Origin of the sequence: Solibacillus sp. FSL R5-0449 (assembly GCF_037975215.1) — a bacterium.
Classification (GTDB): Bacteria; Bacillota; Bacilli; order Bacillales_A; family Planococcaceae; genus Solibacillus.
The window spans coordinates 908,457-934,471 of sequence record NZ_CP150239.1; the positions used below are offsets into that span (position 1 = coordinate 908,457).

General features: G+C 40.7%; 26 protein-coding genes and 1 other annotated feature. All 26 genes read left to right on the top strand.

All coding sequences use genetic code 11. From position 1 onward, the window contains the following. Positions 1–11 precede the first annotated feature (11 nt). The 26 genes from sigE (at position 12) to MKY27_RS04430 (ending at position 26,015) form a co-directional block, all read left to right on the top strand. Positions 12–722 carry an RNA polymerase sporulation sigma factor SigE gene (gene sigE / locus MKY27_RS04305; protein WP_079525036.1) on the top strand — a complete coding sequence of 237 codons (711 nt, stop codon included), beginning with the start codon at positions 12–14 and terminating at the stop codon, positions 720–722. Between the two features lie 90 nt (positions 723–812). After that, complete coding sequence (gene sigG, locus MKY27_RS04310; protein WP_008403388.1) at positions 813–1,583, top strand: RNA polymerase sporulation sigma factor SigG; 771 nt, start codon at positions 813–815, stop codon at positions 1,581–1,583. Positions 1,584–1,704: 121 nt separating this feature from the next. Beyond that, positions 1,705–1,944, top strand: a complete 240-nt coding sequence (locus tag MKY27_RS04315; RefSeq protein ID WP_339175464.1) for a YlmC/YmxH family sporulation protein — start codon at positions 1,705–1,707, stop codon at positions 1,942–1,944. 75 nt (positions 1,945–2,019) lie between these two features. Next, positions 2,020–2,688, top strand: a complete 669-nt coding sequence (locus MKY27_RS04320) for a YggS family pyridoxal phosphate-dependent enzyme (RefSeq protein ID WP_339198025.1) — start codon at positions 2,020–2,022, stop codon at positions 2,686–2,688. Between the two features lie 11 nt (positions 2,689–2,699). Beyond that, positions 2,700–3,236, top strand: a complete 537-nt coding sequence (locus MKY27_RS04325; protein ID WP_339175466.1) for a cell division protein SepF — start codon at positions 2,700–2,702, stop codon at positions 3,234–3,236. A gap of 22 nt (positions 3,237–3,258) precedes the next feature. Continuing rightward, complete coding sequence (locus tag MKY27_RS04330; RefSeq protein WP_339175467.1) at positions 3,259–3,519, top strand: YggT family protein; 261 nt, start codon at positions 3,259–3,261, stop codon at positions 3,517–3,519. 194 nt (positions 3,520–3,713) lie between these two features. Next, positions 3,714–4,502 carry an RNA-binding protein gene (locus tag MKY27_RS04335; RefSeq protein ID WP_339198028.1) on the top strand — a complete coding sequence of 263 codons (789 nt, stop codon included), beginning with the start codon at positions 3,714–3,716 and terminating at the stop codon, positions 4,500–4,502. Positions 4,503–4,597: 95 nt separating this feature from the next. Beyond that, positions 4,598–5,143, top strand: coding sequence for a DivIVA domain-containing protein (locus MKY27_RS04340; RefSeq protein WP_251689476.1), 546 nt, complete (start codon positions 4,598–4,600; stop codon positions 5,141–5,143). A gap of 66 nt (positions 5,144–5,209) precedes the next feature. After that, positions 5,210–5,432, top strand: a binding site (T-box leader). Between the two features lie 245 nt (positions 5,433–5,677). Then, complete coding sequence (gene ileS, locus MKY27_RS04345) at positions 5,678–8,443, top strand: isoleucine--tRNA ligase (protein ID WP_339198031.1); 2,766 nt, start codon at positions 5,678–5,680, stop codon at positions 8,441–8,443. A 134-nt stretch (positions 8,444–8,577) separates the two neighbouring features. Further along, positions 8,578–9,252, top strand: coding sequence for an AzlC family ABC transporter permease (locus MKY27_RS04350; RefSeq protein ID WP_339176575.1), 675 nt, complete (start codon positions 8,578–8,580; stop codon positions 9,250–9,252). Further along, a complete protein-coding gene (locus tag MKY27_RS04355) occupies positions 9,249–9,575 on the top strand; it encodes an AzlD domain-containing protein (protein ID WP_339198034.1) in 327 nt (108 codons plus the stop codon). The genes MKY27_RS04350 and MKY27_RS04355 overlap by 4 nt, the downstream gene beginning before the upstream one ends. Positions 9,576–9,749: 174 nt before the next feature. Then, positions 9,750–10,226 (top strand): signal peptidase II, encoded by a 477-nt coding sequence (gene lspA / locus MKY27_RS04360; RefSeq protein ID WP_079525056.1) that lies wholly within the window; start codon positions 9,750–9,752, stop codon positions 10,224–10,226. After that, positions 10,226–11,128: an RluA family pseudouridine synthase gene (locus MKY27_RS04365; protein ID WP_339198037.1), complete on the top strand. Its 903-nt coding sequence runs from the start codon at positions 10,226–10,228 to the stop codon at positions 11,126–11,128. The genes lspA and MKY27_RS04365 overlap by 1 nt, the downstream gene beginning before the upstream one ends. Positions 11,129–11,338: 210 nt before the next feature. Then, positions 11,339–11,617, top strand: coding sequence for a hypothetical protein (locus MKY27_RS04370; RefSeq protein WP_339198040.1), 279 nt, complete (start codon positions 11,339–11,341; stop codon positions 11,615–11,617). A 285-nt stretch (positions 11,618–11,902) separates the two neighbouring features. Continuing rightward, on the top strand, positions 11,903–12,445 hold the full coding sequence (pyrR, locus tag MKY27_RS04375; RefSeq protein ID WP_339198044.1) for a bifunctional pyr operon transcriptional regulator/uracil phosphoribosyltransferase PyrR: 543 nt from the start codon (positions 11,903–11,905) through the stop codon (positions 12,443–12,445). 22 nt (positions 12,446–12,467) lie between these two features. After that, positions 12,468–13,766: a solute carrier family 23 protein gene (locus tag MKY27_RS04380; RefSeq protein WP_339198046.1), complete on the top strand. Its 1,299-nt coding sequence runs from the start codon at positions 12,468–12,470 to the stop codon at positions 13,764–13,766. A gap of 247 nt (positions 13,767–14,013) precedes the next feature. Beyond that, positions 14,014–14,931, top strand: coding sequence for an aspartate carbamoyltransferase catalytic subunit (locus tag MKY27_RS04385; RefSeq protein ID WP_339198049.1), 918 nt, complete (start codon positions 14,014–14,016; stop codon positions 14,929–14,931). After that, on the top strand, positions 14,894–16,168 hold the full coding sequence (locus MKY27_RS04390; protein WP_339198051.1) for a dihydroorotase: 1,275 nt from the start codon (positions 14,894–14,896) through the stop codon (positions 16,166–16,168). The genes MKY27_RS04385 and MKY27_RS04390 overlap by 38 nt, the downstream gene beginning before the upstream one ends. Beyond that, complete coding sequence (locus tag MKY27_RS04395) at positions 16,168–17,268, top strand: carbamoyl phosphate synthase small subunit (protein WP_339175479.1); 1,101 nt, start codon at positions 16,168–16,170, stop codon at positions 17,266–17,268. Before MKY27_RS04390 ends, MKY27_RS04395 begins: the two co-directional genes overlap by 1 nt. Continuing rightward, positions 17,261–20,458, top strand: coding sequence for a carbamoyl-phosphate synthase large subunit (carB, locus tag MKY27_RS04400; protein WP_339198054.1), 3,198 nt, complete (start codon positions 17,261–17,263; stop codon positions 20,456–20,458). The genes MKY27_RS04395 and carB overlap by 8 nt, the downstream gene beginning before the upstream one ends. Position 20,459: 1 nt before the next feature. Then, entirely contained in the window at positions 20,460–21,233 is a 774-nt protein-coding gene (locus tag MKY27_RS04405; RefSeq protein WP_339175481.1) for a dihydroorotate dehydrogenase electron transfer subunit, read from the top strand. Further along, on the top strand, positions 21,230–22,141 hold the full coding sequence (locus tag MKY27_RS04410; RefSeq protein WP_339198056.1) for a dihydroorotate dehydrogenase: 912 nt from the start codon (positions 21,230–21,232) through the stop codon (positions 22,139–22,141). The genes MKY27_RS04405 and MKY27_RS04410 overlap by 4 nt, the downstream gene beginning before the upstream one ends. Before the next feature lies 1 nt (position 22,142). Then, positions 22,143–22,850: an orotidine-5'-phosphate decarboxylase gene (gene pyrF, locus MKY27_RS04415; protein WP_339198059.1), complete on the top strand. Its 708-nt coding sequence runs from the start codon at positions 22,143–22,145 to the stop codon at positions 22,848–22,850. A 1-nt stretch (position 22,851) separates the two neighbouring features. Beyond that, entirely contained in the window at positions 22,852–23,484 is a 633-nt protein-coding gene (pyrE, locus tag MKY27_RS04420; RefSeq protein ID WP_339198062.1) for an orotate phosphoribosyltransferase, read from the top strand. Between the two features lie 576 nt (positions 23,485–24,060). Beyond that, a complete protein-coding gene (locus tag MKY27_RS04425) occupies positions 24,061–25,071 on the top strand; it encodes an ABC transporter ATP-binding protein (RefSeq protein WP_339175488.1) in 1,011 nt (336 codons plus the stop codon). Beyond that, complete coding sequence (locus MKY27_RS04430; protein ID WP_339175489.1) at positions 25,068–26,015, top strand: ATP-binding cassette domain-containing protein; 948 nt, start codon at positions 25,068–25,070, stop codon at positions 26,013–26,015. The genes MKY27_RS04425 and MKY27_RS04430 overlap by 4 nt, the downstream gene beginning before the upstream one ends.

Consider the following 26,015-nt stretch of genomic DNA (forward strand, 5'->3'; position numbering starts at 1 on the left):
GAGGATCGATATTGCTTAAAAAAATTCAATCGATAATTTTAAACATACTAAGCTACTTTAGAAGAAAAAAAGGGACATACTATATAGGGGGACATGATTCATTGCCTATTCCATTAACTAGAGAAGAAGAAGTTGTCGTAGTCGAAGCATTTATGAATGGTGACTTGCATGCCAGAGATATGTTAATTGAGAGAAATTTACGTTTAGTTGTTTATATTGCAAGACGTTTTGATAATACGAGCACGCCGATTGAGGATTTAATCAGCATCGGTTCCATTGGCCTTATTAAAGCGATTGAAACATTTAATTTGGATAAAAATATTAAATTAGCGACGTATGCATCGCGCTGCATCGAAAATGAAATCTTGATGCATTTACGAAAGACGAGCCGCATGAAGGGCGAAGTATCCTTTGATGAACCGTTAAATGCGGATGCAGACGGAAATGAGCTATTGCTTTCAGACATATTAGGGACAGAAGAACATATCATAACACTTGATGTAGAACGTAAAATTGAGCGTCAGCATATGTTTAATGCCATTAATCAGCTGACACCTCGTGAAAAATATATTATGGAATGCCGTTTTGGCCTAAACGGAAAAGAAGAAATGACGCAAAAAGAAGTAGCGGATCATTTAGGTATTTCACAATCTTATATTTCAAGGTTGGAGAAAAAAATTATTATGGATTTACGTGAATTCCTGAACGAACCAATTGCATAAGATGGTTAAATTTGGCGCGCATAGCGACGACCAATTCGGACAAAATGATTGAAAAGACAAAAGACAATCTAGTTCGGAAGGTGAAGTTGGATGCGTACAAAAGTGGAATTATGTGGTGTGGATACATCTACATTACCAGTACTGAAGCCAGATGAAATGAAAGATTTATTTATACGATTACAGCAAGGAGAATGGATTGTTCGTGAGCAGCTAGTTTTCTGTAATTTACGGTTAGTGCTCAGTATTGTCGGCCGTTATGCCTATCGTGGCGAACAGGCAGATGATTTATTCCAAGTAGGATGTATTGGTTTATTAAAAGCGATTGATAATTTTGATTTGAAGCATAATGTTCGATTTTCAACATATGCTGTACCGATGATAATGGGAGAAATCCGCAGACATCTGCGCGATCATCATGCACTGCGTGTATCTCGTTCATTGCGCGATATTGCATATAAAGCGATGAAAGCAAAAGAACAGTTTATTGCGGAACATTTAACAGAACCCACTATCGAACAGTTGGCACAGGCAATCGAGATGAAAAAAGAAGATGTTTTATTTGCTCTTGATGCAATTCAAGACCCGATGTCACTGCAGGAACCGATCTATTCCGATGGTGGCGATGCAATCTTCATGATTGACCAAATTAAAGATAAAGTTACAGAAGAGCATTGGGTCGGTTCGATTTCATTGCAAGAGAGTATGAAAAAGCTGAATAGCAGACAAAAAATGATTATAGAAAAGCGATTTTTCCTAGGAGAAACTCAAACGGAAATCGCACAATCTTTAGGTATTTCACAAGCGCAAATATCGAGATTGGAAAAGAGTGCGGTAGAATTGATGAAGCGGGATTTCCGTTAAATAGATAGAAATTCTGAGGGACTGTCCAACACGTAGGGCTGTCCCTTTCATCATAGTTACACAATGTTTGAATACTTATATTGGGGTAAAAATAAATTAATGATACAGAGAGGATGGAGGAATGCGATTTTCATCCGTTCAGGAGAAGGAAATCATTGAGGCATCCAGCGGGAAATTTATCGGTTATATTGTAGATGCGGAAGTGGACGAAAAAGAAGGCGCCATTATTGCATTTATAATTTCCCCGCCAAAAAAGTTTTACCATTTATTTCAAGGGGAAGAGTTAGTTAAGAAAATCCTTTTCAGTAATATACTCACAGTCGGTAAAGATGTCATTTTAGTGAAATCACCGGATGAATAGTTCACGCTATTCATTGAAAATTAAACTATCAATTGATACAATAAGAGAAACTATTGTTGTAAAGTTGGGAAAAAAGTGACGGAAATCATAGAAAACTTAAAACAGATTGAACATCAAATAGAAATTGCAAAACAACGTGTCAATGCCAAACAGGCAGTCCAGATTATTGCTGTGACGAAAGAAGTAGATGTCAATCGGACAGAAGAGGCAATCGAAGCAGGTCTTGTCCATATGGGAGAAAATCGTCCTGAAGGCTTATTAAATAAGCTGGATTCGATTAAATCAGATGTTTCATGGCATTATATTGGTTCATTACAGACGAGAAAAGTAAAGCAGGTAATTGATCAAATTGACTATCTACATTCTCTTGATCGATTAAGCCTGGCAGAAGAGATTGAAAAAAGAGCAACAAAACGAGTGAAATGTTTCTTGCAAGTCAATGTTTCCGGTGAAGAATCGAAACATGGCTTAACGAAAGAACAAGCGCTGGATTTTGTAAAGCAGCTTGAGCAATTTTCAAAAATTGAAGTAGTAGGTTTAATGACAATGGCTCCTTTTACTGAAGATGAAACGATGATTAGACAAGTGTTTAAACAGTTAAAACAATTGCAACAAGAAGTGTCACAATTGAACATTCCAAATGTACCTTGTACTGAATTATCGATGGGCATGTCAAATGACTACGAAATTGCAGTTGAAGAAGGGGCAACATTTGTTAGAATTGGAACAGCTCTTGTTGGCTAAGGAGGATTAATATGAGCATTAAAAATATTTTTGACAAGTTCTTTTATTTAGAAGAAATAGAAGAAGATTATGCTCCTGCCAAGAATCAAACAGTGCAAAAACAAGCACCAAAAGCAGTTCAAAATGAACCACAGCAATTTTATCAGGATTATGGACAAAAGCAGCAACCACAACTCATTCAAAACCGAATGAAGAAGGAGCGTAAAATGCAACAGCAACCACCGCGCAATGAAGTCGTGATGCAAAATCATAACAATGTTGTGAGCCTTCAAGCTGCGTCTTCATCGAAGAATTCAAAGTTAGTATTATTAGAACCACGTGTATATGCAGAGGCGCAGGACATAGCGGAACATTTAAAAAATAAACGTGCTACCGTTGTCAATTTACAGCGCATCGACCGAGATCAAGGGAAGCGAATAATCGATTTTCTTAGTGGAACAGTGTATGCTTTAGGTGGAGATATTCAACGTATTGGAAATGATATTTTCCTATGTACACCAGAAAATGTTGAAGTAACTGGAGAAATTTCTAATTTAACGTTCGAGTAATTAAATTTTGTGAGGTAAAAACATGATCATATTTTCGATTGTATCAACAGCATTTCTTGTTTACCGTTTTATGCTGATTGGATACATATTAATGTCTTGGGTTCCGGCACTGCAAGAATCGGCTGTTGGTCGTTTCCTTGAAACAGTATGTGAACCGTATTTAGGATTCTTCCGCAAATTTATTCCACCGATTGGCATGATTGATATTTCACCAATTGTCGGTTTATTCGCGTTAGTATTTATTGAGCGAGGCGTCTATAGCGTCCTAGCATTTTTCCTATAATCTAATTGAACTCCTGCCATTGTAGGAGTTTTCTTTATTTCCGGCTGTTTTCGGTGTTATCGGATTGTAGCTGGCCAGCCTTCAATCGGGAAAGATTCCGGAATGAGCCGAACACCTATACATAAAATAGAAGTTTAATTTAATTGGAAAGTGGAAAAATTAGTAACACAGTTTAAAAGAAAGTAGGAATTATGATGGAGCATTTAATCCAGCATTTTCGTAAAGATGAACAACCTTTCATTGAGCAAGTTATTGGATGGCAGCGTGAAGTAGAAGACCGCTATGCTCCAAAATTGACGGATTTTTTAGACCCTAGACAGCGTTTTATCGTTGAGTCCATTGTTCAGCAATCCGATGATCTCCGTGTTTTCACGGAAGGGGTATTTGAAGAAGCGGAACGGAAACGTATGCTGATCGCTCCTTCCTATTACGAGCCGGCTGAAACCGATTTTCAGATTGCTGTATACTCACTGAATTACCCGACAAAATTTGTCCAGCTGCGCCATCCTGATGTATTAGGTGCCTTATTATCGATCGGACTTGACCGCAGTAAGTTTGGCGATATCCGGCTTGCCGATAATACGGTCCAATTTGCTATTGCTTCGGAAATCGCGGATTATGTGCGTTTGCATTTAACAGGTATCGGCAAGGTGAAAGTAAGCGCTGAGGAAATGGATGCGACAACACCGTATATTCAAAACGAGGAGCAATGGGTCGAAAGCTCGCACACGGTTTCTTCCATGCGTCTTGATGTGGTTTTGGCGACAATCGTAAATATTTCCCGTCAAAAATCGCAAAGCCTGATCAATGCAGGAAAAGTAAAGGTTAACTGGACTGTCAGAGAAGCTGTTGCCTTTGAATTGCAGGAAGGGGACATTATTTCTGCACGGGGATATGGACGGTTAAAAGTCATCATGACAGAAGGACGGACAAAAAAAGATAAGATTCGATTACAAGTAGGTCGTTTAGAGCAAAAAGTATAATTTTCAACTGTTTTTTAGGAAAACATGATGTTATTCCGAAAAGAAACGTTTATAATACTTGTAAGAATGCACGTAAAAAAGGAGAGTAGAACGATATGCCATTATCACCTCTTGATATACATAATAAGGAGTTTACACGTGGTTTCCGTGGTTATGCAGAAGACGAAGTAAATGAATTTTTAGATCAGATTATTAAAGATTATGAGATTGTTTTACGCGAGAAAAAAGAGCTCGAGGAAAAGATTAAAATGATGTCGGAACAAATGAATCATTACAATTCATTGGAAGACACATTACAAAAATCAATTGTTGTTGCTCAAGAGGCAGCTGGCGAAGTTCGTCGCAATTCCGAAAAAGAAGCAAAGCTCATCGTTAAAGAAGCTGAAAAAAATGCGGATCGTATTGTCAATGACGCATTGGCAAAAGCGAGAAAAGTGACGATTGAGATTGACGAATTGAAAAAACAGTCGAAAGTATTCCGCAACAGATTCAAAATGTTAGTGGAAGCACAGCTTGATTTACTGAATACAGGCGATTGGGATCAATTACTGGAATATGATGTAGATTTAACGGAAATTCAGGAAAACAATCGTAAAGAAATCAAAGAAGAGAACCAAAATGACGAAAATGCCGTGTATTAGTCAACGGTACTTGACATTTTATACAGCCTTTTCATATACTGAAAAATAATGAATAGGATGCATTTGCATCAGGCTTTGACGGAGACAGTAAATTTAACATTGTGGTTTAGCGATTCGAGGACGGTGAGAGCTCGAACGAAGCAAGTTAAATCGAAAATCACTCCTGAGCTAAATAACTGAAATTCGAGTAAGTTATTTCGTAGCACACGACGTTACAGTGTCTAATGAGGCTAATTGTATTTAGCGAATTTAGGGTGGTACCACGAGACTAATGCTCCTCGTCCCTTTTTTATAGGGATGGAGGGGCTTTTTTGTTGTTTAAAAAGCTACCAAATCCTTAAGAGCATTAAAAACATGATTATTTTAGAAGCTGCATTATTTGTTGAAGCTGTTGATTAGAAACGGGGGGATGGAACGAATGCAAAAATCGTCACGTCCTGTGACAATGCATTCGTTACCAACATCGTGTTGGCCCTGCCCCCAGAATGGAAATCAATAATCAGCAATCGATAAGAACACTAGGAGGAATTTACAATGGTAGAGTATAAAGACACATTATTAATGCCGAAAACCGACTTCCCTATGCGCGGCGGTTTGCCAACTAAAGAACCACAAGTGCAGGCACAATGGGATGAAATTGATATTAACAAATTAGTGCTGGAGCGTACGAAAGACCGTCCTCACTATTTACTGCATGATGGCCCTCCATATGCGAACGGAGACATCCATATCGGTCACGCATTGAACAAAGTTATCAAAGACATGATTAACCGCCAAAAATCGATGTCAGGTTTCCACGTGCCATATATTCCAGGCTGGGATACACACGGTTTACCAATCGAGCAGGCATTAACAAATAAAGGTGTTAAACGTAAAGAAATGTCGGTTGCAGAATTCCGTGAGCTTTGCGAAAAATACGCTTATGAACAAATCGAAAACCAAAAAAGCCAATTCCGTCGTCTAGGTGTACGCGGTGACTGGGAAAATCCGTATATCACATTAAAACCTGAATTCGAAGCACGCCAAATTGAAGTGTTCGGGAAAATGGCGGAAAAAGGCTATATTTATAAAGGCTTAAAACCGGTTTATTGGTCTCCATCTTCTGAATCTGCATTGGCAGAAGCGGAAATCGAATATAAAGATGTTGAATCGTATTCAATTTATGTAGCATTCGGCATTAAAGACAGCAAAGGCGTAGTACCTGCCGATGCTAAATTTGTCATCTGGACAACAACGCCATGGACAATTCCGGCAAACTTAGGGATTTCGGTTAACCCTGAATTCACATATGTTGTCGTAGAAACAAACGGCAGCAAATATATTGTTGCAAAAGATTTACTGGAAAAACTATCAGCGACATTCGGCTGGGAAGATGTTCAGATCGTTCAGGAAGTACAAGGCGAACAGCTTGATATGATCGTTGCAGAACACCCAATCTACAAACGTGATTCATTAGTGATGGTTGGTGACCATGTAACTGCTGATGCCGGTACTGGTTGTGTACACACAGCACCTGGTCACGGTGAGGACGACTATCAGATCGGTAAACGCTATGGTCTGGACATTTTATCACCTGTTGATAACGGTGGCTGCTACACAAATGAAGCACCTGGTTTTGAAGGATTATTCTATGAAAAAGCAAATCCGGTTGTCATTGAAAAATTAAAAGAAGAAAATGCTTTATTGAATGTTTCTAAATTTACACACTCATACCCGCATGACTGGCGTACGAAAAAACCGGTAATTTACCGTGCAACACCGCAATGGTTCGCATCTGTTGAAATGTTCCGTAGTGAATTATTAGATGCAGTAACAGCGACAGAATTTACACCAAGCTGGGGCGAAACACGTCTTTACAATATGATTCGTGACCGTGGTGACTGGGTAATTTCCCGTCAGCGTGCATGGGGTGTACCAATTCCGATTTTCTATGCGGAAGATGAAACACCGATCATCACATCAGAAACAATCGCGCATATTTCAAAATTATTCCGTGAACACGGTTCGAATATTTGGTTCCAGCGTGAAGCAAAAGACTTGCTTCCGGAAGGCTTCACTCATGAAGGCAGCCCGAACGGCAAGTTTACAAAAGAAAACGATATTATGGACGTATGGTTCGACTCTGGATCATCTCACCAAGGTGTATTGGCAGAACGCGGACTGAAATACCCTGCTGACCTTTATCTTGAAGGTTCTGACCAACACCGTGGCTGGTTCAACTCATCATTAATTACATCTGTAGCAATTAATGGGCATGCACCATACAAAGGTTTATTAACACATGGTTTCGTATTGGACGGCGAAGGACGCAAAATGTCCAAATCTCTTGGTAACACGATTGATCCGATCAAAGTGATGAACCAATACGGTGCCGACATTATCCGTATGTGGGTAGCATCTGTTGACTATACAGGGGATGTTCGTATTTCAATGGATATGTTGAAGCAAGTTTCTGAAACATACCGTAAAGTGCGTAACACATTACGCTTCCTGCACGGAAATGTGACAGACTTTAACGAAACGACTGATCGTGTCGCTTATGAAGAGTTACGCGAAATGGATCAGTATATGTACATGCGCTTACAGGATGTTGTAAAAACAATCCGTGAAGCATATGACCGTTATGACTTCTCAACAGTTTACACAACTGTAAATAACTTCGTAGCAATCGAGCTTTCTTCATTCTACTTGGATATTGCAAAAGATGTTGTGTATATCGAAGGAACGGACAACAAAAACCGCCGTGCAATGCAAACGGTTATGTATGATACATTAATGGCATTAGTGAAATTATTAACGCCAATTATTCCACATACGACAGAAGAGTTATGGAGCTACATCGAATTTGATGGCAAGCCACAATCTGTACAATTAACAGATTTCCCAGAAGTAGTGGAACAAGCAAACTTTGCGGATCTACGTGCGAAATGGGTAAAAGTAATTGCAGTACGCAACGAAGTGTTAAAAGCATTGGAAGAAGCGCGTAATGCTAAAACAATCGGTAAATCACTGGAAGCGAAAATCTCGGTTTATGCAGACAGTGAAACAATTGAGCTTTTAAATGATGCAAACATCGATTTTGCACAGCTTTCAATCGTATCTCAATTCTTCATCGCAGGAAGTAAGGAAAATGCACCTGTAGAAGCATTAGCACTTGATAAAACAGCGTTAGTTGTTGAAAAAGCAGATGGTGAAAAATGTGAGCGTTGCTGGACAATTTCAGAAACAGTCGGCGCAAGCGAAAACCACCCAACACTATGTAAACGTTGTGCGGATGTTGTAGAAAACTATTACGTATAAAAACTTTGAACGCTGTTGCCAATTTGGCAATGGCGTTCCTTTATACCTTTTTTATTTTTCCGAAAAAATAAAATATTTAGGAGTTGTACATTTTGGAACAAATCGAACAAAAGCCATTGACTCCTGATACGTTTATGCAGGGGATAAAAGATTGCGTACCAACATTACTCGGGTATATTAGCATCGGTCTTGCATTTGGTGTGGTCGGAATTGCATCAGGCATATCGGTATTGGAAGTATTTTTACTGTCGGTGCTTGTATATGCCGGGTCCGCCCAGTTTATCTTTTGTGGATTGTATTTAGCAGGAGCTCCTGTAACAGCGGTCATTGTCACAATCTTTATCGTCAATTTACGGCACTTGCTCATGTCTTTGACAATTGCACCGTACTTCACCAAGTATTCGACACTGCGTAATATCGGGTTCGGGACATTGCTGACAGATGAAACATTCGGTGTCTCTGTCGTTGCTGCCGGAAAAGAAGGGCGTCTTGGCGGAAGGTGGATGGATGGTTTAAACATAACGGCCTATACAAGCTGGATTGCCGCGTGTACAGTTGGGGGCATTATCGGGCAATGGCTGCCGGATCCGGAAAAATGGGGCCTGGATTATGCTTTAGTGGCAATGTTTGTTGCGCTGCTTGTCCTGACGCTTGCGAGCATTCCAAAAGAAAAATTAATGCATTACATAAAACTGATTGCCATTATGGTGATCAGCATGTACGGGATGCTTTACTTCATGCCGGGGCATTTAGCTGTTCTGTTATCAACAATGGTCGTTGCGACGATTGGGGTGGTATTGGAAAAATGACAACCTCGTTAGCGATGGTATTATTAATTTTAGGATGTGCCTTAGTGACATGGATACCTAGAGTAATGCCGTTTATATTAGTGAAGAATATGAAAATGCCGAAAATCGTCCTGCGATGGCTTGCCTACATACCGGTTTGTATATTGTCCGCTCTCGTAATTGAAGGTTTCTTCGAGAAAGAAGAAGCATTCGTTACGGTTCAGTGGCTGAATGTAATTGCGTTTATTCCAACACTATTTATTGCTTTACTTACAAAAAGTTTATCAAAAACCGTAGTTGCCGGTGTCGTGACAATGGCGGGACTGCGGTTATTATTCGGTTGAAGGTTTAAGGCTTGTTTAGTTGAATGTGACTAAACAAGCTTTTTTTGTAGAACTTTTCGAGTAATGAAGAGTGTTTTATTTTCCTTTCTTGTCACTTTTCGCGTATTAAAAATATCAGATGGTCTGATATTTATGTTAAAATAGGTAAGATATATCGTAAACGGAGGATCTGCTGTGTATAAATATTACGGAATCGCAATAATTGCAGTCATTTTGGATCAATGGACAAAGTGGCTCATTGTTAAAAATATGGAATTAGGGGAACGCATCAGTGTTTGGGATCCTTGGTTTGGCATCTTATCGCATCGTAATCGTGGTGCGGCATGGGGCATGCTGGAAGGACAAATGTGGTTGTTCTCACTCGTAACAGTTGCTGTCATTATCGCAATTATTTATTTTAATCATACAGAAGCAAAGGGTAAGCCACTATTTCATGTAAGTTTAATGTTGTTATTAGGTGGTGCGGTCGGTAACTTTATTGACCGTTTATTCCGAGGAGAAGTAGTTGATTTTGTCGATGTTTTTATACCGGTAATCAACTATCATTTCCCGATCTTTAATATTGCAGACGCAGCTTTAACAATTGCTGTTGTAATGCTTTTCATTACGATCATACTAGAAGAAAAAAAGGATAAGAAAAAGGTGAAATAATGACAGTAGTCACATTAACAATAGAAGAATTTGCAGGAGAACGTATCGATAAGGCACTTTCACAAATGGAAGAATCTTGGTCACGTTCGCAAATTGGTAACTGGCTGGATGAAGAGCGTATTTTAGTGAACGGTGCAGCCGTAAAAGCAAAATATAAAGTAAAACAAGGGGACGTTATTGAAGTAACGGTTCCTGAAGTGGAAGATTTGGAAATCGTTCCAGAAGATTTAAATTTGGAAATCGTTTATGAAGATGCCGACGTATTAGTCGTGAATAAACCGCGTGGAATGGTCGTTCACCCGGCTCCAGGCCATACTTCAGGCACATTAGTAAATGGTTTAATGCATCACTGCAAAGACTTATCAGGCATTAACGGTGTAGCACGTCCAGGGATTGTACACCGTATTGATAAAGATACGTCCGGTTTATTAATGGTAGCAAAAAATGATGTTGCCCATGAAAGTCTTGTTAATCAGCTTGTTGAGAAGTCGGTAACACGTAAGTATACGGCTTTAGTACATGGTCATATTGCGCATGAAAAAGGCACAATTGATGCACCGATCGGCCGTGACCAGAAAGACCGTCAAAAGCAGGCCGTTGTCGATAAAGGCAAGCATGCGGTTACACATTTCCAAGTAATCGAGCGTTTTGGTGACTTTACTTTAGTGGAGTGCCGTCTTGAAACAGGCCGTACCCACCAAATTCGTGTGCACATGAACTATATTGGTTTCCCATTGGCAGGCGATCCGAAATATGGTCCAAGAAAAACAATCGATTTCGGCGGACAAGTTTTACATGCAGGTGTTTTAGGCTTTATCCACCCTGTAACGAAAAAATATTTAGAGTTTGAATCACCACTACCGGAAGATTTCAAACAGTTATTAGAAGAATTACGCGGGTAATCGCGAATGGCCGTCACCTTTTTGGGGGCGGTTTTTTGTTTCAGGAGTTTAGGGCATTCAGGTTACTTGGAGTGATTTTATTAGAACATTTGAAGGGGATATTAGAAGAAGTTGCGGGGATATTAGAAGTTTTGGAGCTTTTATTAGAAAACGGGTGGAAATGGTTTCGGTTAGTGATGAATTTTCTGACTGGAGAGGTGTTCTGACAGCTTGACAATAATTTTATTAGAACATTTGAGTGGGATATTAGAAAAAGTTGCGGGGATATTAGCACATTGGGAAGCTTTATTAGAAGATCACGAATACTTATTTGAACAATCGGCCATTATATTAGAAGATCAAACTTTTGTTAGAAGATTTCGGAATATATTAGAACATTCAGCACACTTATTAGAAAATTCCCACCATGCTCACAATCGAAATAAAATTCAAACTATTCAAACATCAATTTTCAGTTGTCTGACCTTCACTAAGTCAGTTGACTTATAAAATAATCAAGCCTATACTGACAACAGTGAGCTACAGAACTTGACGAGAGCAAGCAGGTAGTCACAGCAAAACAAATCAATCTGAATATTGTTCACCTTTAATGGCAGTCCAGAGAGGCTGAGAAGGGATAATGTGAAGCAACGGAATTTTTGTGCGCAAAAATACCCGTGTGCAGTTTTTCAACATGACTTTTCAAACCCTCTAGAACTTTCTAGAGGGTTTTTTGTTTGAAACTTACATTGATCATACCCTGTGAACACGGAAAAAACGAAAGGAGCAAAAAACATGGAAAATTTTACAGTATTACTTGATGGACCATCGATGAACCGCGCGATTACAAGAATCGCACACGAAATTATTGAACGCAACAAAGGCATTGACGAAGTGATTTTAGTCGGGATTAAAACACGCGGCGCCTATTTGGCAAGACGCCTAGCAGAAAGAATCGAAACGATTGAAGGGAAAGCGATTCGGACAGGAGAGCTTGACATTACATTGTACCGTGATGATTTATCTCCTAAGCACGATCAGGCACAAGTAAAGCAAGTCGATATTGAGCACCAAGTAAAGGATCAGAAAGTCGTGCTGATCGATGACGTTCTTTATACAGGAAGAACAGTTCGTGCAGCACTCGATGCCATTATGGACTTAGGCAGACCGGCACAAATTCAGCTTGGGGTTCTCGTTGACCGGGGCCACCGCGAATTGCCGATCCGTGCAGATTATGTAGGGAAAAATATTCCGACATCAAGTGCTGAACGTATTGTCGTCAATCTTGTAGAAACAGACAAAGAAGATATCGTAACAATTCATAAATTTGAGGAATAAGTGAACACAGGGAGAGAACATCATGACGAAAGCAGTATTGGATATTCATGAAAAACCTACAGCAGGGCAGCTGATTACATTTAGTTTCCAGCATATGTTTGCCATGTTCGGATCAACAATTTTAGTACCAAAATTAGTCGGGCTGAGCCCAGCGATAGCACTTTTAACAAGCGGAATCGCCACAATCATCTTTTTGTTCATTACACAGTTTAAAGTACCGGCTTACTTAGGTTCATCGTTCGCCTTCATCTCTCCTATTATCTTAGTAGCAGGAATGACGGAAGCAGGAGTTTCCATCAACCCGGGAAATGCAATGATCGGGGCAATGATGGTCGGGGTTGTATACGCAATCGTAGCATTATTAATTTGGAAAACAGGCTACAAATGGCTGATGAATATTTTACCGCCAATCGTTGTTGCACCGGTAATCATCGTAATCGGATTAGGCTTGTCAGGCACGGCAGTAGATATGGCGATGAATGTGAACGGGGAATATAGCGGCCTTCATTTCTCGGCAGCATTAGTAACATTAGCGACGGCGATTATTTTCACTGTATTCTTTAAAAACATTTTAAGTGCAATGCCGATTCTTATGGGAATTGTAGTCGGCTATATATATTCAGTCATCGTCGGAATCGTTGACTTCACGGCAGTAAAAAATGCGAAGTTCTTCGCTTTGCCGGACTTCTTAATCCCTGGTGTAGATTATGAGTTCCAACTTACTGGAGCTATCTTTATCGGGATGGTGCCGATCGTCATTGTGACGATTTCAGAACATATCGGTCACCAGCTAGTGTTAGGAAAAGTTGTAAACCGCAACTATATTAAAGATCCGGGCTTACATCGTTCGCTGTTAGGTGATGGTCTTGGAACATTTGCTTCAGCACTGATCGGTGGTCCGCCAAAAACTACATATGGCGAAAACATCGGGGTTCTAGCAATCACACGTGTATATTCAGTGTATGTAATCATGGGAGCAGCAGTCGTTGCCATCATCGTATCGTTTTCAGGTCAGCTGATGGCACTGATTGAAACGATTCCGACAGCGGTACTTGGCGGTATTTCAATCCTGTTATTCGGGATTATCGCAGCAAGCGGTTTACGTATGTTAGTGGAAAGTAAAGTGGACTTCGGAAATAACCGGAACATGGTTATTGCATCTGTCATACTGGTAGTCGGAATCGGCGGAGCAGCAATGCGCTTTACAGAAAGCTTTGCGATTGAAGGCATGGCATTAGCATCGATTATCGGTGTCATCTTGAACCTTGTATTGCCGGGCCGTGAAGTAACAGAAAAAGATATTTACGAAACAGAAGAATAAAATAATACCTTTTAAAGATTGTCCAGAGAGGCAAGGAAGGGTATGACATGCATAAAAGGATCACCGAAAAGGATGATGCCTTACCTTGTCACACCCTCCAAGCCTCGCTAATGATCATAGCGAGGCTTATTTATGACGAGATATTGTATATTTAAACAAAAAGTAGATTAAATATTCATAATGTAATAAAATAATATCAAGCTAGCATTTGCGCCGGGGCGTAATTGACATAAGCGGAGGTACTCACATGAAAAACTTATTATCGATGGAACATTTGTCAAATGAAGAAATAATGATGATTTTAAATCGAGCACAGCATTTCGAAGATGGAGAAAAACCTGTGTTACCACGTGACTTTCATGTAGCAAACCTTTTCTTTGAGCCAAGTACACGTACAAAAACGAGCTTTGAAATGGCGGAGCGTCGACTAGGGTGTACAGTAATTCCGTTTGATGCTGAATTCTCCAGCACAACAAAAGGAGAAACACTGTACGACACAGTCAAAACATTGGAAATGATCGGCATTGATGCGGTCGTAATTCGGGATAAGGAAGATGAATATTATAACGAGCTTTTAGAAGGAATCGGGTGTGCAGTCATCAATGCAGGAGACGGCGCTGGCCAGCATCCTTCACAGTCATTGCTGGATTTATATACGATCCAGAAAGAGTTCGGGCGATTTGAAGATTTGAATATTACAATCGTCGGAGATATTTCACATAGCCGTGTCGCAAAATCAAATGCGACAGCACTTACTCGTTTAGGGGCGAATGTCCGATTCCTTTGTCCGCCGGCATGGGCAGGAAATTTTGAAGCGGCACATAGCTGGGATGAAGTACTTGAAGACAGCGATGTCATCATGCTGCTGCGCATCCAGCATGAACGTCATTCCGTAAGCAAGAACTTTTCAAAAGAAAGCTACCATGCAGAATACGGCTTAACAATTGAACGTGAACAGCGGATGAAAGAGCGAGCTATCATTATGCACCCGGCACCGGTGAACCGTGATGTGGAAATTGCGGATGCCCTTGTTGAATGCAGTCGTTCCCGCATTTTTGAACAAGTGCGAAACGGTGTATTTACTCGAATGGCCATTTTAGAAACGATTTTGAAAGGAAGAGATCAATATGACAACAGTTATACAAAATGTGAAACTACTCAATAAGGAAGGCGAATTAGTAGTATCTACTATTGTAATAGAAAACGGCAAAATCGCTTCGATTAATGGAGACATTCCAACTGGCGCTAAACTGATTGACGGTAAAGGCTATTTCGCATCACCAGGTTTTGTCGATGTACATACACATTTACGTGAGCCTGGCTTTGAACATAAAGAAACGATTGCAACAGGTTCAGCATCTGCAGCAAAAGGCGGTTTTACAACAATATGTGCGATGCCAAATACGAAGCCGGTACCGGATTCGGTGGAAAATATGCAGCTCATTAACGGTTTGATTAAAGAAAGCGCAGTAATTCGGGTTTTACCATACGGTTCATTAACGAAAGACATTTCAGGTGAAGTTCGCACAAATATGCAAGAGTTAAAAGAACAAGGTGCAGTCGCTTTCTCGGATGACGGGATCGGAATTCAGTTAGCGTCGACTATGTATGAGCAAATGCAGCAGGCAGCAAAAATCGATGCGGTAGTTGTTGCACACTGTGAAGATAATTCACTTATTTACGATGGGGTTATGCATGAAGGTAAACGAAATAAAGAACTTGGATTACCAGGAATTCCTTCAATTTGCGAATCAGTACAGATCGCTCGTGATGTACTGCTCGCAGAAGCGGCCGGTGCACGCTACCATGTTTGCCACGTATCGACGAAAGAATCCGTACGTGCTGTAAGAGATGCGAAAGCGGCAGGTATTAAAGTGACTGCGGAAGTTTGTCCTCACCACTTATTATTAGAAGAAATGGACATTCCATCAGATGATGCGAACTGGAAGATGAATCCTCCATTACGAGCTGCAGACGATAAAGATTCACTGCATGCAGCACTTTTGGACGGTACGATCGACTGTATCGCGACAGACCATGCACCGCATACAGAAGAGGAAAAATGCTGCGGTATGGTTGGGGCACCATTTGGAATCGTCGGTTTTGAAACAGCATTCCCATTGTTGTATACAAATTTTGTAGCGACAGGAAAATGGACATTAAAACAATTAGTCGACTGGATGAGTGTAAAAGCAGCCCAAATTTTCGATCTTCCATACGGAACATTGGAAGTAGGCGCATCAGCAGATCTTGTACTAATTGATTTGGATAAAGAACAGGCAATCGATGCAGATGGTTTTGTTTCTAAAGGACGCAATACACCATTTAACGGATGGACAGCAAAAGGATGGCCGGTAGTAACGATGTTTGAAGGCAATATTGTATATCAGGAGGCAGAATAATGAAAAAGCGTTTATTAATTTTAGAAGATGGCACTGTATTTACAGGCACTGCATTTGGAAGCGACAAAGCAAGTCAAGGAGAAGTTGTATTTACAACAGGGATGACAGGCTATCAGGAAACAATTTCAGATCCGTCATTTTACGGGCAAATTGTTACATTAACATACCCGTTAGTTGGAAATTACGGCATCAACCGTGATGACTTTGAAGCGATTACTCCTGCAATCCGCGGTTTTGTCGTACGCGAATTGGCAGAGCAGCCATCAAACTGGCGCTCGGATATGTCTTTAGGGGATTACTTGGCATCACAAAATATCCCTGGCATTGAGGGAATCGATACAAGAAAGTTAACGCGCATTATTCGTACAAAAGGGGCTGTACGCGCAATCTTAACGGAAGCAGACGCTGAAGTGGATATCACACAAATCGTCGCTCAATTACAGGAAACACCTTATATTACACATCATGTCCGCGAAGTATCGCCAAAAGCGGCATACCCTTCACCAGGACGCGGAAAACGTGTTGTGCTGATTGATTTTGGAATGAAACACGGCATTTTACGCGAACTGAACAAACGTGACTGTGATGTACTTGTCGTACCTTACAATACAACTGCCGAACAAATTTTAGCAATGCATCCGGATGGTATCATGCTTTCAAATGGTCCAGGGAACCCGGAAGATGTAACAGAAGGAATTGAAACGATTAAAGGACTAATCGGAAAAGTGCCAATCTTCGGTATTTGTCTAGGGCATCAGCTGTTTTCACTAGCTTGTGGCGCGAAATCGTTCAAATTGCCATTCGGTCACCGAGGCGGAAATCACCCGGTAAAAAATCTGCGTACGGGTCGTACGGATTTAACGAGCCAAAACCATGGCTATGCAATTGATATCGAGTCATTAAAAGACACGGATCTGGAGTTAACGCATGTCGCTTTAAATGATGGAACATGTGAAGGGGTACGTCATAAGAAATATCCGATCTTCACTGTGCAGTATCACCCGGAAGCATCACCAGGTCCTGAAGATTCAAACTACCTATTTGATGAATTTATCGAAATGATGGAAATCGAAGCAGCAAAGGAGAACCAATATGCCTAAACGTACAGATATAAATACAATTTTAGTAATCGGCTCAGGTCCGATTGTAATCGGTCAAGCAGCGGAATTTGACTATGCAGGGACACAAGCTTGTCTATCATTAAAAGAAGAGGGTTATAAAGTTATTTTAATCAACTCGAACCCGGCAACAATTATGACGGATACTGAAATCGCAGATAAAGTATACATCGAGCCAATCAGCCTTGAATTTGTATCACGTATTTTACGTAAAGAGCGTCCGGATGCCATTCTTTCTACATTAGGTGGTCAAACAGGATTAAATATGGCAATCGAACTAGATGAATCCGGCATATTAGATGAACTGGGAATCGAAATCTTAGGTACGAAACTGGATGCGATTCATAAAGCCGAGGACCGTGACTTGTTCCGTAACTTAATGTATGAACTAGGAGCACCGGTTCCGGAATCAGATATTATTCATAATATGGAAGAAGCAAAAGCGTTCGTTGCAAAAATCGGTTATCCGGTAATCGTCCGTCCGGCATTTACGCTTGGCGGAACTGGCGGCGGAATTTGCTATAACGATCAGGACTTACAGGAAATTGTAACATCTGGTTTAAAATACTCGCCTGTAACACAATGTTTACTGGAAAAATCAATCGCAGGCTTTAAAGAGATTGAATACGAAGTAATGCGTGATGCGGCGGATAATGCAATCGTTGTATGTAATATGGAAAACTTTGACCCGGTAGGAATTCACACAGGTGACTCGATCGTTGTAGCACCAACACAAACATTATCGGATCGTGAAAACCAAATGCTGCGTAACATTTCACTCGATATTATTCGCGCACTGAAAATCGAAGGTGGCTGTAACGTTCAGCTGGCATTAGATCCTTACTCATTCCAGTACTATGTAATTGAAGTAAACCCGCGTGTATCACGTTCATCTGCATTAGCATCAAAAGCGACAGGCTATCCAATCGCGAAGCTAGCAGCAAAAATTGCAGTAGGTCTTACACTGGATGAAATTAAAAACCCTGTTACAGGTTCAACATTCGCATGCTTCGAGCCGGCACTGGACTACATTGTCGCTAAAATTCCACGCTGGCCATTTGATAAGTTCGAATCGGCAAAACGTAACCTAGGTACACAAATGAAAGCGACTGGGGAAGTAATGGCACTTGGTCGTACATTTGAAGAAGCGATCTTAAAGGCAGTTCGTTCATTGGAAACGGGCCATGTGCATATTGAAATGAAACATGCGGAAGATCTAACCGATTCATGGATTGAAAAGCGTATTAAAAAAGCAGGGGATGAGCGTCTGTTCTTTATCGGTGAAGCATTGCGCCGAGGCGTAACAGTAGAAAAAATCCATGAATGGTCTGCAATTGATCTGTTCTTCTTAACAAAGCTGAAAAAGATTGTGGATATGGAAACGACATTGGCAGAAAACAAAGGCAATAAAGAGATTTTACGTACAGCGAAACGTCTAGGCTTTGCGGATAAAAAAATTGCACAGCTTTGGGAAATGAAAGAGCAGGCGGTTTATGAATTCCGTAAAGAGCATGGTATTATTCCAGTATATAAAATGGTTGATACATGTGCTGCAGAATTCGAATCGAATACACCATACTTCTACGGAACATACGAGGAGGAAAACGAGTCCATCCGCACTGACAAACCATCTGTTGTCGTACTTGGCTCAGGTCCGATCCGTATCGGTCAAGGGGTAGAGTTCGACTACGCAACAGTTCACTCTGTATGGGCGATTCAAGAAGCGGGCTATGAAGCGATCATCATTAACTCGAATCCAGAAACGGTTTCGACTGACTTCTCGATTTCGGATAAATTATACTTCGAGCCATTAACAATTGAAGATGTAATGCACATTATCGATCTGGAACAGCCGATCGGTGTAGTTGTACAGTTCGGCGGGCAAACAGCGATCAATCTAGCGGATAAGCTGGAAGCGAACGGCGTGAAAATTTTAGGAACAACTCTTGAAGACATTGACCGTGCGGAAAACCGTAATAAATTTGAAGCGGCATTACAAGAACTGAAAATTCCGCAGCCTCCTGGCGATACAGCCACATCTGCTGAAGGTGCGATGAAAATTGCAGAAGGTTTAGGATTCCCTGTATTAGTTCGCCCATCATATGTACTAGGCGGACGTGCAATGGAAATTGTTTATAACATGGAAGAGCTTGCTCACTATATGGAAAATGCGGTAGAAGCATCACCGGATCACCCTGTATTGGTGGACCGTTATTTAACAGGACAGGAAATTGAAGTCGATGCCATCTGTGACGGGGAGAATGTGTTGATTCCGGGAATCATGGAGCATATTGAACGCGCTGGGGTACACTCAGGTGACTCGATCAGTGTATATCCACCACAAAAGTTAACGTATGCTCAGAAAGAAACATTAGTAGACTATACGACTCGCCTTGCAAAAGGTCTTGGCATTGTCGGTTTAATGAATATCCAATATGTAATGAGCGAAGGTGAAATTTACGTTATCGAAGTAAATCCGCGCTCAAGCCGTACAGTACCGTTTTTAAGTAAAATTACAAACATTCCAATGGCAAATATCGCAACAAAAGCGATTCTTGGTCAATCGATCATTGAACAAGGCTACCCAACTGGACTTGCAAAAGAACAGCAAGGTGTATTCGTAAAAGTACCGGTATTCTCATTCGCGAAATTACGCCGTGTCGACATCACATTAGGACCTGAAATGAAATCAACAGGGGAAGTAATGGGGAAAGATGCAACATACGAAAAAGCATTATATAAAGGCTTCGTAGCAGCGGGTATGGAAATTAAAACACATGGTACCATCCTGTTCACTGTATCGGATAAAGATAAGCAGGAAGCGATCAGCCTGGCGAAACGCTTCTCAACGGTCGGCTACCGTATCGTTGCAACAGAAGGTACAGCAAAAACATTTGAAGCAAATGGTATTAAGACAGACGTTGTTGAAAAAATCGGCGGTAAAGGCAAAACATTGATTGACATGATTCAAAACGGTGAAGCCCAATTAGTTGTCAATACATTAACAAAAGGGAAACAGCCTGCACGCGACGGCTTCCGTATTCGTCGTGAATCAGTTGAAAACGGCGTACCATGCCTAACTTCACTGGATACAGCAGAAGCAATGCTGCGTGTAATTGAGTCAATGACATTTACAGCAGAAGAAATGCCGAAAGCGGAGGTTGTACACTAAAATGATTCGTCAAGAGAAAATGACAGTTGTAGCACAAAAGCAAATTGCGACAAACATTTTCGAATTGACACTACAAGGACAACTGGTTCAGGACATGTCGCCTGGCCAGTTTGTTCATGTAAAGGTGTCTAATACATTCGAACCGTTGTTGCGTCGACCAATCAGTATTGCCAATGTAGATAAGGAAAAAAATGAATTTACGATGATTTACCGTGCTGAAGGTCGTGGTACAAAATTTCTGGCAACAAACCGTGAAAATGAAATCGTGGATGTTTTAGGTCCGTTAGGGAACGGGTTTCCTGTTGAAGCGGCAAAACCAGGCCAGACAGCGCTTTTAGTTGGAGGAGGAATTGGTGTACCGCCACTTCATGAATTAGCGAAACAACTGAATGCGCGCGGCGTGAAAACAATTCATGTTCTAGGTTTCCAATCAGAGGATGTATGCTTCTACGAGGAACAGTTCAATGCTCTGGGCGATACGTATTATGCAACAGTTGACGGGTCGAAAGGAACGAAAGGGTTTGTTACAACAGTATTTGATGAAGTGAAGCCTGAATTCGATCTGTTTTATTCATGTGGGCCATTGCCGATGCTTCGTGCTTTGGAAGGCTATTACCCGGAAAAAGAAGGGTACTTATCTTTTGAGGAACGGATGGGCTGTGGTATCGGAGCATGCTTTGCGTGTGTATGCGATACGACTGAAGGATACGGAAAAGATTATGTGAAAGTGTGCTCGGACGGGCCAGTTTTCCCGAAAGGAGTTGTGGCACTATGAGCCGTTTAAACTTGCAATTGCCAGGTTTGGAATTGAAAAACCCGATTATGCCCGCGTCAGGCTGCTTTGGCTTTGGACGCGAATACGCCCAGCTTTATGACTTATCAAAGCTTGGGGCCATCATGATCAAAGCAACAACGGTGGAAACGCGTAAAGGAAATCCGACACCGCGTGTTGCCGAAACATCGGCCGGAATGCTAAATGCGATCGGCCTGCAAAATCCGGGGATTGAAAAGGTAATGGCAGAAGAGCTGAAGTTTTTGGAAGGCTATGATGTTCCGGTTATTGCCAATGTTGCCGGCACGGAAGTTGCGGATTATGTGGAAGTGGCAGAGCGTATTTCAAAGGCCACTAATGTGAAAGCGTTAGAATTGAATATTTCTTGTCCGAATGTAAAGTGCGGCGGAATTCAATTCGGGACAGATCCGGAAACAGCTGGACAGTTGACTGCGGCTGTAAAGGCGGTTTCAAGTGTCCCTGTCTATGTGAAACTCTCTCCGAACGTGACAAATATTGTAGACATTGCCAAAGCGGTTGAAGCAGGTGGAGCGGACGGCATCACAATGATTAATACTCTTGTGGGAATGCGTTTGGACGAGCGTACTGGAAAACCTGTCATTGCAAACGGGACAGGTGGCTTATCAGGTCCAGCCATTAAACCGGTAGCTATACGTATGGTGTATGACGTGTATAAAGCGGTGAACATTCCCATTATCGGTATGGGCGGGGTTACGTGTGCACAGGATGTAATCGACTTCATGTCTGCCGGTGCATCGGCTGTAGCAGTCGGGACAGCAAACTTTGTAGATCATTTCGTATGCCCGACCATTATTGAAGAATTACCGGACTTGCTGGACACGTTAAATGTGAACCATATATCTGAACTTATCGGAAGGAGCCACCGTTAATATGAATACAAAACCTATTATTGCATTAGATTTCCCCGGTGAAAAAGAAGTTATGGGCTTTTTAGGGCAATTCGAAGAGAAACTTTTCGTTAAAATCGGAATGGAACTGTATATGCAGGAAGGCCCTAGTATTGTACGTAAAGTAAAAGATCAAGGACATGATATATTTTTAGATTTAAAGCTTCATGACATCCCGAACACGGTGAAATCGGCGATGAAGGGTTTAGCAGGGCTTGGTGTGGATTTAGTGAATGTGCATGCAGCAGGTGGCCTTAAGATGATGGAAGGTGCATTGGAAGGTTTGGAGGCCGGTACACCAGCCGGAGCTAAAAGAGCTGCATTAATTGCTGTCACACAACTGACGTCGACGACAGAACAGCAAATGCAAGATGAGCAGAAAATTGCCCTATCTTTAAAAGAATCCGTTTTACACTATGCACAGCTGACAAATCAAGCGGGCCTCCAGGGCGTAGTCTGCTCTGTTCATGAGGCAAAGGCAATCCGTGAAGCATGCGGAGATGACTTTTTACGGGTGACACCGGGTATTCGTATGCTTGGTGGGGAAGCGCATGATCAGCAGCGTATCGCAACCCCTGATGGAGCGAAAAAGGACGGCTCATCACTGATTGTTGTAGGCCGTGCCATTACAGGTGCCGTCAATCCGGTAAAAGCATATCAAGAAGTTTGTAACTTATGGGAGGCTAACTAAAATGACATTACAAAATGAAATTGCCCATGCAATGCTGAAAGTAGGAGCGGTGGAATTAAATCCAACCGATTTATTTACATGGGCTTCAGGAATTAAGTCACCGATTTATTGTGATACACGTTTAACAATTTCGGATCCAGTTATTCGAAAACAGCTTGCCAATGGACTGTCATCATTAATCAAGGAGCATTTTTCAGACTGTGAAGTAGTGGCAGGAACAGCTACAGCTGGAATTCCCCATGCTGCATGGGTTGCGGATATTATGCAGTTGCCGATGGTATATGTGCGTTCAAAAGCGAAAGAGCACGGGCGTGGAAACCAGATTGAAGGTAAATATGCAAAAGGTCAAAAGGTCGTTGTCATTGAGGATATTATCTCAACAGGAGGTTCGTCCATTACAGCCGTTGAAGCATTACGCAATGCAGGATGCGAAGTGTTAGGTGTCGTATGTGTATATACATATAATTTGCCTAAAGCGGATCAGGTGTTTAATGAAGCTGGCGTTAAATTTGTTTCATTGACAAATTTCGACTACTTAATCGACGCAGCAAAAGAAGCATCTGCAATTCAGGAACAGGATATTCCTTTCCTGAAAAATTGGCATCAAGACTTAAAAGCGGGAAATTTAAAATAAAGTAAAACTTTAATCCGTGGGAGAATCGGCTTTCACGGGTTTTTAGTCGCGTCATTCGGGCTTTTATAAAATAAAAAAATATTAAAAATATTCAAAAACGTGTGAAGTTATCAAAAATATACTTTACACGTTTTTGTTATAGTTATATAATTCCAATATGCAAATTATCAGTTTTTTTAATATTGAAGTTTAATGAGAGTGAATTTTATTAAACTACATAAAAAAGTATTTCTAGATGTTTTTATGTTGAAAAGACTTAATTATAATCACTAAGCGTTAATTTTTGAATTTAATTATCGGAAAATTTAAATTTAAAAGAATAGTTTGCTATTGATAAATTTAAAATGTTAAATTAGAATAGTTAGAAAGTTTAATAATTGACATGCAAATATATTTTATGGATAATTTACGAAGTAGTACAAAAAATTAACAAAACGTTAATATTTTAAAAAGACTGAGTATTAGCAAGGTTTAAATTTTTTCGATAAGGGTATTTTAATCTATTTGGAAAAATTTAATATAGAGCGAGTTTAGCAGAGTCGATTGTATGTTTAAGAAGAAAGGAGCGGTTATTTAATGTCTACGAATGAATTATTAGAAATCCGAAATTTACGTACGAGTTTCCGAATTAAAGATACATACTACCCAGCTGTAGACAATGTTTCGTTAACGCTTCGCAAAAATGAGATTTTAGCAATTGTTGGTGAATCAGGTTGCGGGAAAAGTACTTTGGCAACATCAGTAGTCGGTTTGCACAATTCTGTTACTACAAAAGTTGAAGGGGAAATTCTTTACAACAATCAAAACTTAGTTAAATTGACAGATGATCAGTTTAATAAGTTAAGAGGAAATGACATCGGGTTCATTTTCCAAGATCCACTTTCTGCATTAAACCCATTAATGCGTATCGGTGAGCAAATTGAGGAAGGGTTAATTTATCATACGAAATTAACTAAAGAACAACGTCAAAAACGAGTTATTGAGTTACTGGATCAAGTAGGGATTCCGAATATGCAGCGTGTTGCACAACAATTCCCGCATCAGTTATCGGGTGGTATGCGTCAGCGTGTTATGATCGCGATCGCATTATCAGGAAAGCCTGCAATCATTATTGCGGACGAACCGACAACAGCACTTGATGTAACAATCCAAGCACAAATTTTAGACTTATTAAAGTCACTGCAAGACGAAATTCAATCAGGCATTATTTTAATTACGCATGACTTAGGTGTTGTTGCTGAAGTAGCAGACCGTGTAGCTGTAATGTATGCCGGTGAAGTAATAGAGGAAGCTCCGGTTGTAGAGCTATTCAGAAATCCGAAGCATCCATACACAAGATCATTATTAAAATCAATTCCTCAAACAAACAGTGAGGAAGAAAAATTAGAAATAATTCAAGGAATGGTTCCTTCTTTAATGAAGTTACCTCGCCAAGGCTGCCGTTTCTCATCACGTATTCCTTGGATTCCGCAATCAGCACATGAAGAAAACCCACAGCTTCATGAAGTTGCTCCTGGCCATCTTGTACGCTGTACTTGCTGGAAAGAATTCCATTTTGAGGATGAGGAAGGGAGCGTAAATCAATGAGTTTCATGCAAGTAGAAGATTTAAAAGTTCACTATCCGATCCGAGGTGGATTTTTTAACACAATAGTTGATCATGTTTATGCAGTAGATGGTGTAACGATGGAATTTGAGCGCGGAAAAACTTACGGTCTTGTAGGTGAATCAGGCTCAGGTAAATCGACAACCGGTAAAGCAATTATCGGACTGGAGAAAATTACATCAGGCCGTATTCTTTACGAAGGTGAAGATGTAACAAATTCACGCCGTAAACGTGATTCAGCATATAACCGTGATATCCAGATGATTTTCCAGGATTCACATTCAAGTATGAACCCGCGTAAACGTGTATTGGATATTTTAGCAGAGCCAATTCGTAATTTTTTGAAGTTATCTCCGCAAGAAGAGCGCAAACGTATCAATGAGCTACTCGCAATTGTAGGGATGTCAGAGGACGTACTTCTTAAATATCCGCATGAATTCTCTGGTGGTCAAAAGCAACGTCTAGGGATTGCCCGTGCAGTTGCATGTAACCCAAAAATGATTATCGCGGATGAGCCGGTTTCGGCACTTGATTTATCCGTTCAGGCACAAGTTTTAAACTTTATGAAGGATATTCAGGAACAATATGGAATTAGTTATTTATTCATCTCTCACGATTTAGGTGTTGTTCGCCATATGTGTGATCATATCTCTATCATGTATAAAGGCAGATTCGTAGAAACAGGTAAGCGAGAAGATATTTACACAAATCCGCAGCATATTTATACAAATCGCCTGCTTTCTGCAATTCCTGATATCGAGCCTGAAACGCGAATTGAACGTAAGGTTGAGCGTCAAAAAGTTGAAGCAGCATACCGTCAGGAACAACATAAATATTACGACAAGGATGGAAAAGTATATCCTTTAAAATCGATTTCAGACTCACATCGAGTAGCAATGTCTGAAGATGAAAAGGAGCGTGTATAG

Coding starts and splice junctions, on each gene's coding strand:
- pyrE (WP_339198062.1), top strand. CDS start 22,852: ATGACATTACAAAATGAAATTGCCCATGCAATGCTGAAAGTAGGAGCG.
- MKY27_RS04395 (WP_339175479.1), top strand. CDS start 16,168: ATGAAAAAGCGTTTATTAATTTTAGAAGATGGCACTGTATTTACAGGC.
- MKY27_RS04430 (WP_339175489.1), top strand. CDS start 25,068: ATGAGTTTCATGCAAGTAGAAGATTTAAAAGTTCACTATCCGATCCGA.
- MKY27_RS04390 (WP_339198051.1), top strand. CDS start 14,894: ATGACAACAGTTATACAAAATGTGAAACTACTCAATAAGGAAGGCGAA.
- MKY27_RS04425 (WP_339175488.1), top strand. CDS start 24,061: ATGTCTACGAATGAATTATTAGAAATCCGAAATTTACGTACGAGTTTC.
- MKY27_RS04405 (WP_339175481.1), top strand. CDS start 20,460: ATGATTCGTCAAGAGAAAATGACAGTTGTAGCACAAAAGCAAATTGCG.
- MKY27_RS04380 (WP_339198046.1), top strand. CDS start 12,468: ATGACGAAAGCAGTATTGGATATTCATGAAAAACCTACAGCAGGGCAG.
- MKY27_RS04365 (WP_339198037.1), top strand. CDS start 10,226: ATGACAGTAGTCACATTAACAATAGAAGAATTTGCAGGAGAACGTATC.
- MKY27_RS04350 (WP_339176575.1), top strand. CDS start 8,578: ATGCAGGGGATAAAAGATTGCGTACCAACATTACTCGGGTATATTAGC.
- sigG (WP_008403388.1), top strand. CDS start 813: ATGCGTACAAAAGTGGAATTATGTGGTGTGGATACATCTACATTACCA.
- ileS (WP_339198031.1), top strand. CDS start 5,678: ATGGTAGAGTATAAAGACACATTATTAATGCCGAAAACCGACTTCCCT.
- MKY27_RS04325 (WP_339175466.1), top strand. CDS start 2,700: ATGAGCATTAAAAATATTTTTGACAAGTTCTTTTATTTAGAAGAAATA.
- pyrR (WP_339198044.1), top strand. CDS start 11,903: ATGGAAAATTTTACAGTATTACTTGATGGACCATCGATGAACCGCGCG.
- MKY27_RS04315 (WP_339175464.1), top strand. CDS start 1,705: ATGCGATTTTCATCCGTTCAGGAGAAGGAAATCATTGAGGCATCCAGC.
- MKY27_RS04340 (WP_251689476.1), top strand. CDS start 4,598: ATGCCATTATCACCTCTTGATATACATAATAAGGAGTTTACACGTGGT.
- pyrF (WP_339198059.1), top strand. CDS start 22,143: ATGAATACAAAACCTATTATTGCATTAGATTTCCCCGGTGAAAAAGAA.
- MKY27_RS04410 (WP_339198056.1), top strand. CDS start 21,230: ATGAGCCGTTTAAACTTGCAATTGCCAGGTTTGGAATTGAAAAACCCG.
- carB (WP_339198054.1), top strand. CDS start 17,261: ATGCCTAAACGTACAGATATAAATACAATTTTAGTAATCGGCTCAGGT.
- MKY27_RS04385 (WP_339198049.1), top strand. CDS start 14,014: ATGAAAAACTTATTATCGATGGAACATTTGTCAAATGAAGAAATAATG.
- MKY27_RS04330 (WP_339175467.1), top strand. CDS start 3,259: ATGATCATATTTTCGATTGTATCAACAGCATTTCTTGTTTACCGTTTT.
- MKY27_RS04335 (WP_339198028.1), top strand. CDS start 3,714: ATGGAGCATTTAATCCAGCATTTTCGTAAAGATGAACAACCTTTCATT.
- MKY27_RS04355 (WP_339198034.1), top strand. CDS start 9,249: ATGACAACCTCGTTAGCGATGGTATTATTAATTTTAGGATGTGCCTTA.